This is a genomic window from Alteromonas sp. PRIM-21 (genome assembly GCF_027563165.1).
Taxonomy (GTDB): domain Bacteria; phylum Pseudomonadota; class Gammaproteobacteria; order Enterobacterales; family Alteromonadaceae; genus Alteromonas; species Alteromonas macleodii_A.
In genome coordinates, this window is sequence record NZ_JADOEK010000003.1 from 248,174 (window position 1) to 263,078 (window position 14,905).

Annotated in this window: 8 protein-coding genes; 2 read left to right on the plus strand and 6 right to left on the minus strand. The window is 44.5% G+C overall.

What is annotated here, in order from left to right; genetic code table 11:
* Window positions 1-14 precede the first annotated feature (14 nt).
* A complete protein-coding gene (locus tag IW644_RS07725) occupies window positions 15-2,540 on the minus strand; it encodes an acylase (RefSeq protein ID WP_269917124.1) in 2,526 nt (841 codons plus the stop codon).
* A gap of 240 nt (window positions 2,541-2,780) precedes the next feature.
* A complete protein-coding gene (locus IW644_RS07730) occupies window positions 2,781-5,378 on the minus strand; it encodes a VolA/Pla-1 family phospholipase (RefSeq protein WP_269917125.1) in 2,598 nt (865 codons plus the stop codon).
* 320 nt (window positions 5,379-5,698) lie between these two features.
* Between IW644_RS07730 and IW644_RS07735 the strand changes: the two genes are divergently transcribed.
* Window positions 5,699-6,442 carry a YciK family oxidoreductase gene (locus tag IW644_RS07735; RefSeq protein WP_269917126.1) on the plus strand — a complete coding sequence of 248 codons (744 nt, stop codon included), beginning with the start codon at window positions 5,699-5,701 and terminating at the stop codon, window positions 6,440-6,442.
* Between the two features lie 97 nt (window positions 6,443-6,539).
* Here IW644_RS07735 and glnS read toward each other — a convergent pair whose 3' ends face one another.
* A complete protein-coding gene (gene glnS / locus IW644_RS07740; protein WP_269917127.1) occupies window positions 6,540-8,207 on the minus strand; it encodes a glutamine--tRNA ligase in 1,668 nt (555 codons plus the stop codon).
* A gap of 285 nt (window positions 8,208-8,492) precedes the next feature.
* On the opposite strand from glnS, the gene IW644_RS07745 reads away from it, so the two are divergent.
* Entirely contained in the window at window positions 8,493-9,515 is a 1,023-nt protein-coding gene (locus tag IW644_RS07745) for a LacI family DNA-binding transcriptional regulator (protein ID WP_269917128.1), read from the plus strand.
* A gap of 110 nt (window positions 9,516-9,625) precedes the next feature.
* Here IW644_RS07745 and IW644_RS07750 read toward each other — a convergent pair whose 3' ends face one another.
* The 3 genes from IW644_RS07750 to IW644_RS07760 are packed head-to-tail and all read right to left on the minus strand — an operon-like array spanning window position 9,626 to window position 14,746.
* Window positions 9,626-11,326 (minus strand): alpha-amylase family glycosyl hydrolase, encoded by a 1,701-nt coding sequence (locus IW644_RS07750; RefSeq protein ID WP_269917129.1) that lies wholly within the window; start codon window positions 11,324-11,326, stop codon window positions 9,626-9,628.
* 1 nt (window position 11,327) lies between these two features.
* Complete coding sequence (locus IW644_RS07755; protein ID WP_269917130.1) at window positions 11,328-12,809, minus strand: MFS transporter; 1,482 nt, start codon at window positions 12,807-12,809, stop codon at window positions 11,328-11,330.
* 38 nt (window positions 12,810-12,847) lie between these two features.
* Complete coding sequence (locus IW644_RS07760; RefSeq protein ID WP_269917131.1) at window positions 12,848-14,746, minus strand: glycoside hydrolase family 13 protein; 1,899 nt, start codon at window positions 14,744-14,746, stop codon at window positions 12,848-12,850.
* Between the last annotated feature and the right edge of the window lie 159 nt (window positions 14,747-14,905).

Genomic DNA, 14,905 nt, shown 5'->3' on the forward strand with positions numbered 1-14,905 from the left:
ATACCAGTCTCATCTTATTCTGACGATAGGTTAACCTGCTCAATCTTATTTGCTTCAACCTCTTCATCAGTGAAATAGATATCCCGCAGTGTAGGTTGTGTAGAGTAAAGCTGTGTTTGGTCTAAGAAATGTTCACTGCCAAACTTACGAGACTGTGAGTACGTTAGTATACCTCGGCCCTTTGGCCCTTCATCAGTGAAGTTAATAACCATCGCCCAACTTGTACCATAGTTAATGTGATAGCCCTCAGCTTCAGCACTCATTGCCGTATTATCGTTAATTGTTTCGTAGCTATGTTTAGGTAACTGTGTACCATTACTGTTGCCACTTACACTAAATACGTTAAAACCACCTTCAATATTATGAGCACCAGCCCACGGTAGCTTAACACCTGAGGCAGAGCCATCTGGTAAGCTACGTTCGACAAATTGCACTTCACCCAGCGGGGCATCAAAGGCTACCCCTGCTTGTTCGATCACCTGCGTAGCTCGCGCCAATTGTTCAAGGGTAGTATCATTTTTTACTAAACCTGATGGCGTAGTTACAGGGGCATCAAGAGAAAACGGTACTTCCCACTGCGGAGCTTGGTTAAACTGAAAAGCAAATTCTCTGAAGACGTGTGCACCAGTACTCGCAAGGTTCATTGTACCATCCCAGTCCTCTAAGGCCGCACAGGCCTGTGATACATCAACACTAACTCCGTCTACATCTACCGGCGTATCACCTTGTTCAGCGCATAGTTCAAGCAAAGATGGCAATATGTTTTCTGCTAGATAGCTTCGGTTATTAAGTAATAGCCCCTCAACTTCCTCGGGGGTAAAAGTACCATCACTCCCAGCCTCATTTTCAATAAACTGCTGCCCCATTCGTGAGCGTAATGACTGTTGATTCTCTACATTTCCAAATAGCGGATTACTGACAACGATGGGAGAGTTTAGATTAGTTAACCAATAGCTATTGTTTGAATTCTGTACCGAGTCAGTGCCTTCATACTTCGGCGCTTCTTCATAAGGAACCGGGCCTTCAAAGTCGAACTGAGAAATATTACCCGGTAATACGGTAAAACCAGCAGCGGCTTTCGTTTGAATAAGCAGCGGGTTCGTTGTTAATTGTTCAATAGCCGTTTCAGTTAAATTCGGCACTGTAGAGTCGTCGATATAAAATACTTGACCATCAGCTGACGCAGCCATGGTGTTATTAAAAATAACCCCGTCATAGTCTTTGAACGCCTGTTTAAACTCATCCATTGATGTGGCCATATTCATGGCCAGCCAATGATCGACAATATCAAAATTAGGCAGGTTAGCGTCTTTAATAGCAAACGCATTGCTAGCATTCCAATCAAAATTACCCGGAACTTCAATCATTGGGCCGTAGTTCGTGTAATAGGCAGTCTTATTTAGCTTGATGGTTTGCCCGCCACCTACAGCAACGTCAATTTGAAGGTTTTTTTCATAGATAGTGCGTTTGCTTCCATCAACTAAATGGGTAAGGCCTGATGCATCACCTTCATCAAGGGTTAGCTGATACACAACGAAATGCTCAGCTGTGGAGAATGTGTGGGTCCAAGCTACGTTTTCATTGAAACCAATGTTTACTGCACCTGGTAAACCCGTAAGGGAGCTACCGGTTACGTTTAGATGGCCAGGAACTTGAGCGTGGAAGTTCCAAAAACGCAAGTTTCCGGTGTGAGGGAAATGGGGGTTACCTAATACCATTCCCTTCCCATTTGCCGTTTTATCGCTTCCTAACCCCCACCCGTTAGAACCCATTTCCTGTGGATTTCTATCTGGCAAACCCACTGTAGGCAATATTTTTAATGAAGAGGCAACTACACTTGATGACTCGGCAGGAGTTGGTAAATAGCTCTCACCTTGTGGCGCGGCAATAAACATTGGACCTAAGAAATTAGCAGCGCCGGGTAAAAGCGCCACGCCTAAGGAGTATGTTAAAAGGTCAACGCTATCAATTTCTGTTACCCAAGGCTGTCCTGCACAGCTTTGATCTTGCTCATCTAAAGGGGTTTCATTCAAGTACCTGTTATACCCTGCCGTATAACCCTTAAACATTGCGCGAGAATTTGCAGACAAACGTGGTAAATTCTCTTCAGCGAGCTCCCTAATACCAAGTGTTAAAAAGCCAAAGTCGTTGATAAGGTGCTCAGAGTCGCCGCTACCAGGCACTTGGTCTGGGCCGAAAAACTTGGCACGCTCTGAGTTGTATTTAACAATTTGGTCAGCCAGTACGCAAAGGTTATCTCTTGCAAATGCGTACCCCACCCCATAGGCCATGCTCTCAAGATTATCAGCTTTTACGTGCGGGACACCGTAGGTCGTCCATGTTATGTCAGCTGACAAAGTACCGTCTGGTGCAAAAGCAGGAATAGGTATAGGCGCAGGTTCAGGTGTGATAACTGTGGGCGGCGCTGGTTGCTCTATATCTGAGAAGTCGTTGTCGTTATCGCCACATGCGGTTAATAGCCCGGCGAGTGTAAACGCAATAAGCGTTCGTTTAGTATTAAATGTGCCTTGATTGGTCATCGCAAATATTCCCTAATGATGAATGAGATAGTCCGTTTTTTCGTAAGTTATGTTTATTCAATATGTTGATTTCTAGTGTCAATAAGACTGATCGGACCTTTAATTTACACTACATTAACATGCAGCCACATTCAAATAACATTTAAGTCGTTAAGACAAAAAAGCCGGCATTGAAGCCGGCTTTAACTCATTAAAATGTAAGCAGGTGTAACACTGCTTTGTCGAGCAAACTATAGGTAACTAGTTTGCAACGACACTCTCATCAGAAATTGGAAGCGCCAGTGCGTCAGACGCAATGTACCCTGCTACTTCTTTTTGCATTTCTGTGGTTACCGCTGCGCTTGCTGCAGGGCTTAAGCTAGAAGCATGCGCACCACTATTGAACAGAACAACACCACTAATTGGGTCTGTACCTGGACCTTGAGTAGTAGTAACTTGCTCTAAACCAATTGTCGCTGCTAGTGGAAGCTGACCTGACAGAGGCAATGCTGTTGAAACTGGAATTACCTGATCAGGTAGGTTTTCTTCGCTACCGTCACCTACAACCGTCATCATGTGAACAGGTGTATTACTTCCTAGCGTTTGTGCATAGTTAGTTGGATCACCTGCATCCATTACTGTTTGCGCAGCGAATGCGAATTCTGCAAATACTGCATTTACTTCAGCTGCTTGCTCTGCAGTTAGATTATCTTCAAAGATAGAAACCGCCGCACTAAGCTGCTCCTCAGTGACATCAGTTGTTTCATAAAGCTGGTTTAGCAATGCAACAAAGTCTTCTGACGCCTGTGAAAGCAACAAGCCTTTAATTAGAGGTCCGAATGAAGGAGACTCTAATAAGAATTGCGCTACACCACCTCCTGGAGATTCAAGAGAAGCTTGTCTAACAGCGAACATACCGTCAAGCGCTGCTAAATCGCCACCCATTGATGTATTTGCAACCGCGGCAAAATTACCACCAGTCATTGCACCTAGCGACACACCCATAACAGACACACGTGACATATCAAATTTGACATTTTGTGCTGCGGTTGTATCTACAACAGCATTAAGCCCTAAACGCAGGCCTAGCAAGTCAGATACACTTTGACGCAAGTTATCACGTGCAGTTGGTAGGCTAGCAAGGTTCATATAGTGTGTAGCACTTACGCTTGTAGCGTTTAAGTCATCAGTACCGTCACCATCAAGATCAAAGCCTCGGCTACCGTGTAGAGGTTGGTCAATAGCGATTGATGCAATACCTGCTAGAGATAAAGTACCGGTAATCGCAAGCATGTCTTCTTTTTGACTGGTAATGCCGTGGGCCAAAATAACCACCGGCCAGCCAGCTTCAGGCATGCTAATTGGGAAGCCTAGAGCGCCCGCAATTGCAGGATCTGGAATAGTTACCTGCACGTCTAACGTTTCCATGCCCATATTTCCACCCGTTGGCTGTGGATACGGGTTAAATTTAGTAATGTTTCTCGCGCTGTCTAGCATTTCGCCATTTATACGAACATCAGCAAGCCCAAGGGAAGTACATATTTCTGCATTCGGACCTGGCTGAGCATCAGCTAGCAACTCTTGCGATGCGCCAGCTAACACAATGCCACTGTCGCACGCTGCTTTCCAAAAATCATTTACCGGCGCTAATGGGTTTTCAGCACTTGGTACACCTAAGAAATAAGGCAAAGCGATGTTACCTTCATAACGTTGCGCCGCACAAAATGGTCCTGCTTGCGCTAGAATGCCTGTTGATACGCCAACAGCAAATTCGTTCAACGCCCCCCACTGAGCAGATAGTTGACCTGACACAGTACCAGCAAGGCCTGCACAAGTTTCGAGTAGACTAAAGTCAGTCGCATCAATAGCCGCTTGAACATTATCAGGCAGACCTTGTCTACCAAGTTCAACCGCGCCCGCTACAACAGTTTCGTTAACTAGTCCTAACGCTTCCATGGCATTTGGCGCAGCAGAAACATCGCTGACGGTTATAGCTGGAAGTGCAGCTGCTGCTGACGGGTCGCCCCCGGCGGCAAGTTGTGCAAAACCGCTTATCATTACCTTTTTAATAGTATCAAGAGAGTTGGCGGTAGACTGAGTGGTAAAGGCAGAGACATAAGTAATGTCTTCACGGTCATAACCGGCGCCTATTACAGGATTAACTAATGAATTAACTAACCCCTGTATTTGAAGCTGTGCATCACTGGATAAAGGGTTAGTGTTGATATCTTGTCTTACTAAGTCCCACGTAGTTGAGCCCTGTACTGATTTGCCAGACGAATCTTTTAAATCTGTGGTCATAACCAGCATATAACCCTGAGCAGGTTTAAGCGGTTTTAAAGGAACAAACGTTATAGTGTTACTATCGGCTAGGCTAAGTACGTAATCGACGCCAAAGGTAAGTTGATCACCAAGTTTACATCCTGCAGAAGGCGTTGTTACTTGCGCACATTCCGGGTCACTTTGATCAAGGCCTAATGTTGCTTCAAATAATAGTACGCCAGATGCTAGCGTACTTTCGTCAAGCGATGCGCCGACAGGCGTATCTACGTTAATTACAAACGGGTGTTGAGTTGACCAACCGTCTAACACGTTAAGAGCATTTTGCGGGTCAGCGAAATCTGTAGGGTCATCGACCGGTATATTCAGTGTGTAATCAAAAAAACCGTCATCGCCCGGAAGCATTAGAAGGTCGTTGGGTATGTTTAGGTTCCCATTAGCTGGGTCGAAAACAATTCGTGAAAATGGTGTTTGAACTTCTGTTTCGGCTTGAATGTCGGAAAGGGTTTCATCGGAGCCACCACAGCCTGCTAGACCCAGCGCAAGGGCCACACTGGAACTTAATACGAGTTTTCTCATCTCTACTCCCTACAAGCATTGTTGTTATTCTGTGTCTAAAACCTAACTCTATTAAAAGTAGCTTGGTCTACCCTGTCTTTACAGGTGTAGTTGATAGTTTTAAACATGTTAGACCAGTTGTATCTTCCTCAATCTTATTGACTTTGTTGCAACTTTGCAAAGTTTTGTTAACTACTTTTGTTAACTTTTTTTACGTTTGAAGAATTTTTCATTCATTGTTTTACTTGTACGCTAGGCTGGGTATCATTTGCAGTTATATTCTAAGCTGGGTATTAACGCCCTATGCAACGCGATACAAATTAACCTTTTAAAGGAAGACGATGAACGATTACAACGCACCAGCGGATTTACTACGCGATAAAGTTATTCTTATCACCGGGGCTGGCGATGGGATTGGTGCACAAGCTGCAAAGACTTATGCCGAGCACGGCGCTATTTGTATTTTATTAGGTCGTACCGTATCTAAACTTGAGGCCGTGTATGACGATATTATCGCAGCCGGCGGTCAGGAACCTGCCATTGTTCCTTTAGATATAAAAGGTGCAACGCCCTCTCATTATCAACAGATGACGCAGACCATTATTGACCAATTTGGTCGATTAGATGGTGTCCTTCACAATGCCGGCATTTTAGGACACCTAAGTGCATTTAAAGATATTGATGCACAAGAGTGGCAAGACGTAATGCAAGTAAACCTAAATGGTATGGTTTATATGACGCAGGCCCTTATCCCGGCATTAGAAAAAGCCGAAAATGCATCAGTTATTTTCACTACATCGAGTGTAGGAAGAAAAGGTCGCGCATTCTGGGGAACATACGCTGTATCCAAGTTCGCTACAGAAGGTGTAATGCAAACCCTCGCTGATGAATATCAGAACAAGTCGCTGCGTTTCAACTGTATTAATCCAGGCGGTACCCGTACTCATATGCGTGCACAAGCTTTTCCTGCAGAAAACCCAGAAACATTAAAAACACCAGAAGATATTATGCCTATGTATCTTTACCTAATGGGTGATGAAAGTAAGGAAGTAAATGGTCAGTCTCTTGATTGCCAGCCAAAGTAGCCAATTAATTTTCATGCTTCTTTAAACAAAAACCGCCTAAGTCTGCACTTAAGCGGTTTTTTTCATTTAAGCAAATAGCGCGTAATCAATAGTTAAATTACTCGCCCATTTTTGCCCATGTGTCTCTTAGACCTACTGTACGGTTGAAAACTGGCTTGTCGTCTGTGCTGTCTTTGTCTACACAGAAGTAACCCGTGCGTTCAAACTGCCAGGCGCCAACTTCAGGAACATTGTTAACCAACCCTGCTTCTACCCAGCCCTGTTTGATTTCCAAAGAGTCAGGATTAATAGCATCGGTAAAGTTTTCCTCTGCCGCCGGATTAGGCACATTAAACAAACGGTCATACAGTCTAAATTCTGCTGCCTGTGCCGTAGCTGCGTCTACCCAGTGAATAACGCCTTTCACCTTACGCCCATCAGCTGGATCTTTACCCAATGTATCTGGGTCGTAAGTACAGTAAACAGTAGTTACATTGCCGTCTTCGTCTTTTTCAACGCGATTAGCTTTAACGACATAGGCGTTACGTAGACGTACTTCTTTATCTAGTACTAAACGTTTGAACTTTTTGTTTGCCGATTCACGGAAGTCTTCTGCTTCAATATACACTTCGCGGCTAAAGCTGATGCTACGTGTACCCATGGCTTCATCATTAGGATGATTCGGTGCAGTAAGCGTTTCTGTCTGCCCTTCATCGTAATTTTCAATAACAAGCTTAATTGGGTCTAACACGGCCATCGCACGTGGTGCGTTAGCATTTAAGTCGTCGCGAATACAGGCTTCCAACATAGACATTTCAACCATATTGTCCATCTTGGTCACGCCAATTCGCTTGCAGAACTCAACCACAGAGCCTGGTGTATAACCACGACGGCGTAAGCCCGCTATAGTAGGCATACGGGGGTCATCCCACCCACTTACATGATTTTCATCGACTAGTTGAATAAGACGGCGTTTGCTTAATACCGTGTACTCAAGGTTAAGACGTGAAAACTCATACTGACGAGGCGTACAGTCAATTGAGATATTTTCGATAACCCAATCGTAAAGACGACGATTGTCTTGGAATTCTAAGGTACATAATGAATGCGTGATCCCCTCAATAGCATCAGATATGCAGTGAGTAAAATCGTACATTGGATATACACACCATTTATCACCGGTTTGGTGATGGTGTGCATGTTTGACTCGGTAAATTACCGGATCGCGCATACACATGAATGGCGACGCCATGTCGATTTTGGCGCGCAAACTACACTCACCTTCCTTGTAGTCGCCTGCCGTCATCTTGGCAAATTCGCGAAGGTTAGTTTCAACGTCGGTGTCGCGATAAGGGCTGTTTTGACCAGGTTCTTTTAGCGTACCACGCATTTCGCGCATCACTTCTTGCGCAGAAAAATCTACGTAAGCCAAACCTTTTTCGATAAGCTCAACCGCATACGCATGTAGTTGGTCAAAATAATTCGATGAATAACGCGCTTCGCCATCCCACGTAAATCCCAGCCACTGAACGTCTTCTTTGATAGAATTAACGAACGTAATGTCTTCTTTTGCAGGGTTAGTATCGTCAAAGCGCAAATTGCACGAACCTGTGTAATCTTGTGCAATACCAAAATTCAAGCAAATAGACTTGGCATGACCAATATGTAAGAAGCCGTTCGGCTCTGGTGGAAACCGAGTTTTAATAGCGTCATGTAGACCACTAGCCAGGTCTTTATCAATAATCTGACGGATAAAATTGGTCGGACGGTGTTCAGTCTCGGCCATTCGCTTGTTCCCCTTATGCACGTAATATTTCAAAATCTCGCTGAGTATAACACTCTCGCAATTACTTCAACCATGTTTTATTCAAAGAAGCCTAACAAGTGATTGATTTAAGAGCGATCTACATATGAAGCGCACTATAAAAACCACGCTAGCACCTGCTGAAACAAAACTCAGGAGTAAAGCTTCATTAATTTCCAGTAGCATTAGCAAAAAGCGCGCGATATATGAAAAATATGGTAATCTAATCTGGCGACAACATTGTCGTAGCAGCAAAACATGGTGTTTATGAAAGAAAAAGCAACCTCTTTTGATATTGCCCACTTGGCAGGGGTTTCTCAATCAACCGTTTCGCGAGCGCTCAACAACAGCCCGCTGGTTAACCAAGAAACTCGAGACCGCGTTCAGCGCATCGCCCGGGAACTTAATTACAAGGTAGATAAGAACGCCAGTAATTTAAGAAAACAAAAGAGCAGCACAATTGCCCTACTCTTGTTTGAAGATCCAACATCTGACGACTCGATGATTAACCCTTTCTTTTTAGCGATGCTCGGTAGTATTACTCGCGCTTGTGCGCAAGCAAACTACGATCTCCTCGTATCATTTCAGAACTTAGAAGACGACTGGCATGCGGAGTACGAAGATTCAAACAAGGCTGACGGTATTATATTGTTAGGCTACGGTGACTACACTGACTATCAGAACAAAGTTGCTCAGCTTGAATCGCAAGGTACGCATTTTGTTCGCTGGGGGGCACCTGATGAAGCCCACCCGGGTGTCAGTATCGGCTGTGATAACTATCAAGGTGGCCAAAGCATTACTTCTCACCTCATCGGACTGGGTAAAACATCGTTTGCCTTTATTGGCGACAATGGCGAGCACGCACCGGAATTTAAAGCGCGCTTCGATGGGTATTTTAAAACATTAGAATCTCATGGCTTGGCGCAATCAAGTGCCCAACGTAACGCCATTTCTACCGAAGATGCAGGCTTTGAAGCGGTCAAGTCATTGCTACAATCTGGCGAACTACCTGAAGCTATTGTCTGTGCATCAGACCTTATTGCTATGGGTGTTTTGCGCGCACTTCGACAAGCGAAAGTGAACGTTCCGGACGATGTAGCTGTGGTAGGTTACGACAATATTGCCGTATCTGCTTACACCACGCCTTCGCTCACCACGGTACAGCAAAACACAAAGCTTGCTGGTGAACTATTGGTAAATACCCTATTGAAAGCAATAAACAATGAAGAGGTGGAGGATTACTTAATGCCCGCAGACATCATTGTACGCCAATCTTGTGGCAGCGAATAAACGGCGTTAACTTGTGCCTTTTTGAATAGCTATTACTTCCATAAAAAAGCCCCGAACGTTTAACGCTCGGGGCTTTTTTTGACTTTCAGTTTATTGCGTTCGTTGTTTTTTTACTGACGAGCAAGTTGATGTTCAATTTGAGTGAGTAACGCAGGGTTACTAGGCTTGCCTTCTCGAACCCACACTTGAACGCCATTAGCTTTAACGGTAGCGTTTAACGCAGCGCCGTTCTCTACGTTTTGGGTTAGCCCAGACAATTGTTCTACCCAATCGCCCGACTGCATTAGGTTACTCACCTCAAACGTTTGGGCATTATCCCCCTTGTTTAGCAACACTAGCGCTGTTTGATGCGCATCTTTGGTATCGATAACGCGGTAAAATGCCGCGCGATGGCCGCTAAGTTCCAGATTTACCTGCACACCGCGTTGCAAGGCAACAGTGTTTTTACGCACATTGGCGATTTTTGTTAGCGCCTGCTGAATAGGATGGCTCTTAGCCTGATCGATACGCTGTTGGCCAAGGTAGTTACGATTACCAGCATGCTCAGCCGTACCGCGCATGAAACCGATTTCTGAGCCCATGTAAACAACCGGTATACCGCGAACAGTAAACAGCCAGTTGTGCGCGTTAATAAACCCCTCATCTGTTGCATTAATGCGCGCCATATCATGGTTGTCATAGAAGGTGGTTAGTTCATAGGGGTTATTGTAAGGGCCGTGAGTGAGATATAGTACCTTTTCTAAGTCTGCAAAATCACTTTCTAGCGGCTTTTCAAACACGCCTACCATGGCTTTTTGCATAGGAAAGTCTAGAACGCTTACACCACCATTTTTAGGTAACGTATGCTGCGCAATATTGTTAGCTTCGTAGTCGAACGCTTCACCAAACATAAAGAAGTCTGGGTTTTGTTTGCGAATACGGTCAGACGCTTCACGCCAAAATGAATGCGGCACGTGCCTTATGGTATCTATCCTAAATGCATCAGCGCCTTGCGATATCCAATAAAGGTAACTGTTAATTAAATAATCCCGAACTTCTGGGTTCTCATCATCTAGGTTTGAAAGCTTTACTAAGTCTGGATAATTATGGAAAAAGCTATGTAGCGGATTGTTTTCAGGATCTAACTCTTCAGGTGCTAGGTTTTGATGGTCAGCAACTAAGTTTTCATCTTTATCGTAAAGCTCACCATAACCTGGCAAATCTTCTTTCATGGTAAAGCTGGGTGTGCCGTGATTTGCAACGATATCAAACACTGATTTAAGACCGTGCTGGCGCATCCGTGCGGTATAGTCACTTACGCTCAAATCGTCGCTAATTAAATGCTCATCCGCTTTATAAAAGTTAGTTGCCCAGTAACCATGATAGCCAGTTTTACCGCCGTCTTTAAATGCACCGCCGTACGTAATAGGCTCGTCGCCATTAAACGCATAGTCAGGGTTATCATGTACAGGTGTCATCCATACCGCGGTGAACCCCATATCTTTGATGTAATCTGCGTTATTTAAGATGCCTTTTAAATCACCGCCCATATAACCCACATAGGCTTTTTTACCGTCGGGCCCTTCAAGCGGCAACTGCCAAGTAGGGTGTTCACCACCCTGATCTTCGTGGTTATTCTTAGGGTCACCGTCGACAAAGCGATCTGTTACTACAAAGTACACCGCTTCGCTAGCAAAGGGCGTGCTGGTACCCACAATAGGCTGTGAAGTATGCATCTCTTTTTTGTCTGAAGACGATGTCGCCGTGCTGGTGCAAGCCGAACAAAGCAAACCAGCTATCGTTAATGCAATTGCTGAACGTTTAAATAACATATTAAGCTCCCTGCTCCGCTTCAAGTTCTTGTTTATCAGACTCTTTAACAAAGAAGACCGACACGGCACCAATTAGCATAGAAGCACCTGCAACCACAATAATGTACTTGGCATCGTTATCGAATACACTGCTTAAGATCCACCCAGCCGTTAGGCCTGAAACAATTTGCGGTGCTGCCACGGTGAAGTTGAATATACCCATGTAAACCCCGGTCTTATTCGCTGGTAATGCGCCGGCTAACATAGCGTAAGGCATAGCTAAAATAGCCGCCCACGCAATACCCACGCCTATCATTGGAATAAGAAGTTTTACTGCACCTAGTGGCACTGTCACTTCAGTAATAAGCAGGTTTACGTTCACCATAGTAAGGTCTTGAAATAGCAAGAAGCTTACATAGCTCAAGCCACCAAGCGCTAAAGACGAAGCGTACACTGTTTTACGACCAAATTTATCAGCCAGCTTTGCTAAGAAAATAGAAAAGATTGCAGCGAACACAGAATATGCCGCGAAAAGTATGCCTACCCAGTCGCCAGCAGCACCCTTTGCCATAACAATAGTCTCTGGCACCATAGGGGCCGCAGCAATATAAGCAGGGTCAAACCATTGCTTGTCAACGTTCCAAATATGTTGAGTAATAGCTGGCGTGGTGTAAACCCACATAATAAAAAGCGCAAACCAAGAGAAGAATTGAACAACTGCCAGTTGTTTCATGGTGGTAGGCATGTCTTTAACTAGAGCAAAAAACTCACCTAAACGTTGGCTAAGCGGTGCTTTAGCCTTACTTTCATTTAAAGTTGCTTCATCGGTAAGGCCCTTGTAGCGATTATATTCTTGTGGCGCATACTCTTTAGTGCGTATAACGGTCCAAATAACCGTACCTAGTAGTACAGTCGCACCGATGTAGAATGCCCACATTACCGAAGGCGCAACCTCTCCCATTTGAGCGGTATTTTCCAGCCCTACCACATTGGTTAGAACGAATGGCAATATAGAACCAATAACCGCACCGATATTAATAAGAAGCGACTGAATTGAATAACCTATGTTGCGTTGTGACGCTGGTACCATATCGGATACCAGTGAGCGGAACGGCTGGAAACACACATTGAACGATGCATCCATCAGTGCAACCATTAAGGCCCCCATAAGCATAGGTGCTAAGAAGGCAACGAAGATCGGCGCATTGGGTAATAAGATCATACCTACCACTGCAGCAAGCGCACCGGCAAGTATAAACGGCCGACGGCGACCTAATCGATTCCAGGTTCTATCCGATGCCGAGCCAACAATAGGCTGTACTATCAAGCCCATAATGGGCGCTACAAGCCAAAATAGCGATAGTGAATGAAGGTCTGCACCTAGGTCCGATAGGATCCGACTGACGTTTGCGTTTTGCAGTGCAAAACCAAATTGAACACCCAGAAAGCCAAAGCTGACATTCCATATTTGCCAAAAAGAAAGGCGTGGTTGAGTTGCTTGCATATTTTGCTCTATTTATTGTTTTACTTTAATTGATACGGTTATTGCACAATGAAAACATTAGCCGACATAGCAGGAAGGCTTATGGTTTCAGAGGCGTTAAATGTTTGGCCGTCACTCACGCGAGTTATTGATACATCCGTACCCAATACCTCTGCGTACTTTGGTAAAGGCAAATCTACCGGTTTTTTATTAAGGATAACCATAAGCTTCTGTGCTGTATCCTCAGCTACTCGAAAATATGTGTAAACCCCGTCTACAGGCGCATAATGTTTAAGCTCACCTTTAAATAATTGAGGATGAGTTTGGCGCAGCGCTAATAAGGTTTTTATACGCTCTTGCGCCCACAGCTCGTCGCCAGAAAGGCCCTTACCGCTAAACGCATTTTTTTCGCTATCCGATGGCCACCCGCCAGGAAAGTCAGAGCGAATAATACCATGGTCTTCTGTCCCTTCATTGCCCATCAAAATCTCAGTACCGTAGAATACTTGAGGTATACCGCGTGTTGTTAAAAACAGCGTCATTGCCATATTCCATTTAGCTTTGTCGTTGTTTAACTGGGTGAATATTCTGCTCATATCGTGATTATCCGGAAAGATAACCAGATTATTAGGGTCACCATACAAGAAATCAGTAGCTAAGGTTTCGTAAACGGTAATAAACCCAGAATTCCAGCTTTCATCGCTATTAAGCGCTTTAACAACTGCAGTTTGAAGAGGGAAATCCATCACAGAAGGCAACGCGCTATCATAATCATCGTGTCGCTGGCTGCCTGCTTGCCAATAGGCTGTGATAGCAGGGTTTACCGACCACTCTTCCCCGACAATATTGAAGTTAGGATATTCCTTCATAATACGGTTGGTCCACTGACTTAAAAACCCTTTATCAGGGTATGAATAAGTGTCTACTCGTATGCCGCTCAGATTTGCGGTTTCTACCCACCAAATGGCATTTTGAATTAAGTAATTTGCTAAATGTGGGTTGCGCTGGTTGAGATCTGGCATTGTTGGTACAAACCAACCGTCGCTAAATCCTTTGATATCGCTCGCTATGGCGTGAGGGTCGTGAAGCGATTCACGCTTGTGGGTAGTACCGACAAACTGTCCGTTATTGTTTATCCAATCAGAAGACGGTGTATCCTCCATCCATACATGCTCACTACCAATATGATTAAGCACCATATCCATAATAACGCCGATACCGTTTTCGTTTGCTTTGTTACTTAGTTCAACAAACGTCTCATTAGAGCCAAAGCGCGGGTCAATGTTGTAGTAATCGGTGGTAGAGTAGCCATGGTAGCTGTACTTTTCCATTGCGTTTTCAAGCATGGGCATCGTCCATATTTGGGTGAAGCCCATCTCTTTTATATAGTCGAGGTTATTAGCAATGCCCTCGATATCACCACCGTGGCGCCCACCTTTAAAAGTCCTATCGACCTTATCCTGATAACCATCAACGTTGTCATTTTCTAAACTGCCATTAGCAAACCGGTCGGGGGCAATTAGGTATATGGCATCTTCTGGCCCAAAGCCCTCTCTCGCTGACGAACCTTTAGCACGTTTTTCCAATGAATAGTGAATGTCCCGTGAACTACCGTCCTCGTCTTTTAACGATAACACCAATTCTTGCGGACTCGCGTCGGCAATATCTAGCGTTACAAAAAGATAGTTTTCACTATCAAGTGCTCTGCTTTGTTTTATTTGCACACGCCCTTCGGACACGGAAACCTTATCATCAGCAACGTCTTTGCCAAAAATCATCAGTTCTACTTCAGTATGTTGCATGCCTGCCCACCAGTTAGGTGGATAAACGTCTAGGTTACTTTCTTGTGAAGAAAAAGCAGAAAATGCTGGAAATAAAGTAGCAAGGCTAACAACAAGTGAGAGCGAGACACTGCGTGATGGGAAAATAGCATTAGTTACGCGGTTGCGATTAAACATATAGACACCGATGTTAAAAATACGTTAAGTGCAAAATATTACCGAGATACTACATTGCATAGCCTGACTGACCAATGCTCTGCATACGTATTCACGAGACACCAAGTCAATACACAGGGTGTCTCGTTTAAATAAAATCTCTAGCATTAGATTTCGTTT

Coding starts and splice junctions, on each gene's coding strand:
- IW644_RS07735 (WP_269917126.1), top strand. CDS start 5,699: ATGAACGATTACAACGCACCAGCGGATTTACTACGCGATAAAGTTATT.
- IW644_RS07745 (WP_269917128.1), top strand. CDS start 8,493: ATGAAAGAAAAAGCAACCTCTTTTGATATTGCCCACTTGGCAGGGGTT.
- IW644_RS07750 (WP_269917129.1), bottom strand. CDS start 11,326: ATGTTATTTAAACGTTCAGCAATTGCATTAACGATAGCTGGTTTGCTT.
- glnS (WP_269917127.1), bottom strand. CDS start 8,207: ATGGCCGAGACTGAACACCGTCCGACCAATTTTATCCGTCAGATTATT.
- IW644_RS07760 (WP_269917131.1), bottom strand. CDS start 14,746: ATGTTTAATCGCAACCGCGTAACTAATGCTATTTTCCCATCACGCAGT.
- IW644_RS07755 (WP_269917130.1), bottom strand. CDS start 12,809: ATGCAAGCAACTCAACCACGCCTTTCTTTTTGGCAAATATGGAATGTC.
- IW644_RS07725 (WP_269917124.1), bottom strand. CDS start 2,540: ATGACCAATCAAGGCACATTTAATACTAAACGAACGCTTATTGCGTTT.
- IW644_RS07730 (WP_269917125.1), bottom strand. CDS start 5,378: ATGAGAAAACTCGTATTAAGTTCCAGTGTGGCCCTTGCGCTGGGTCTA.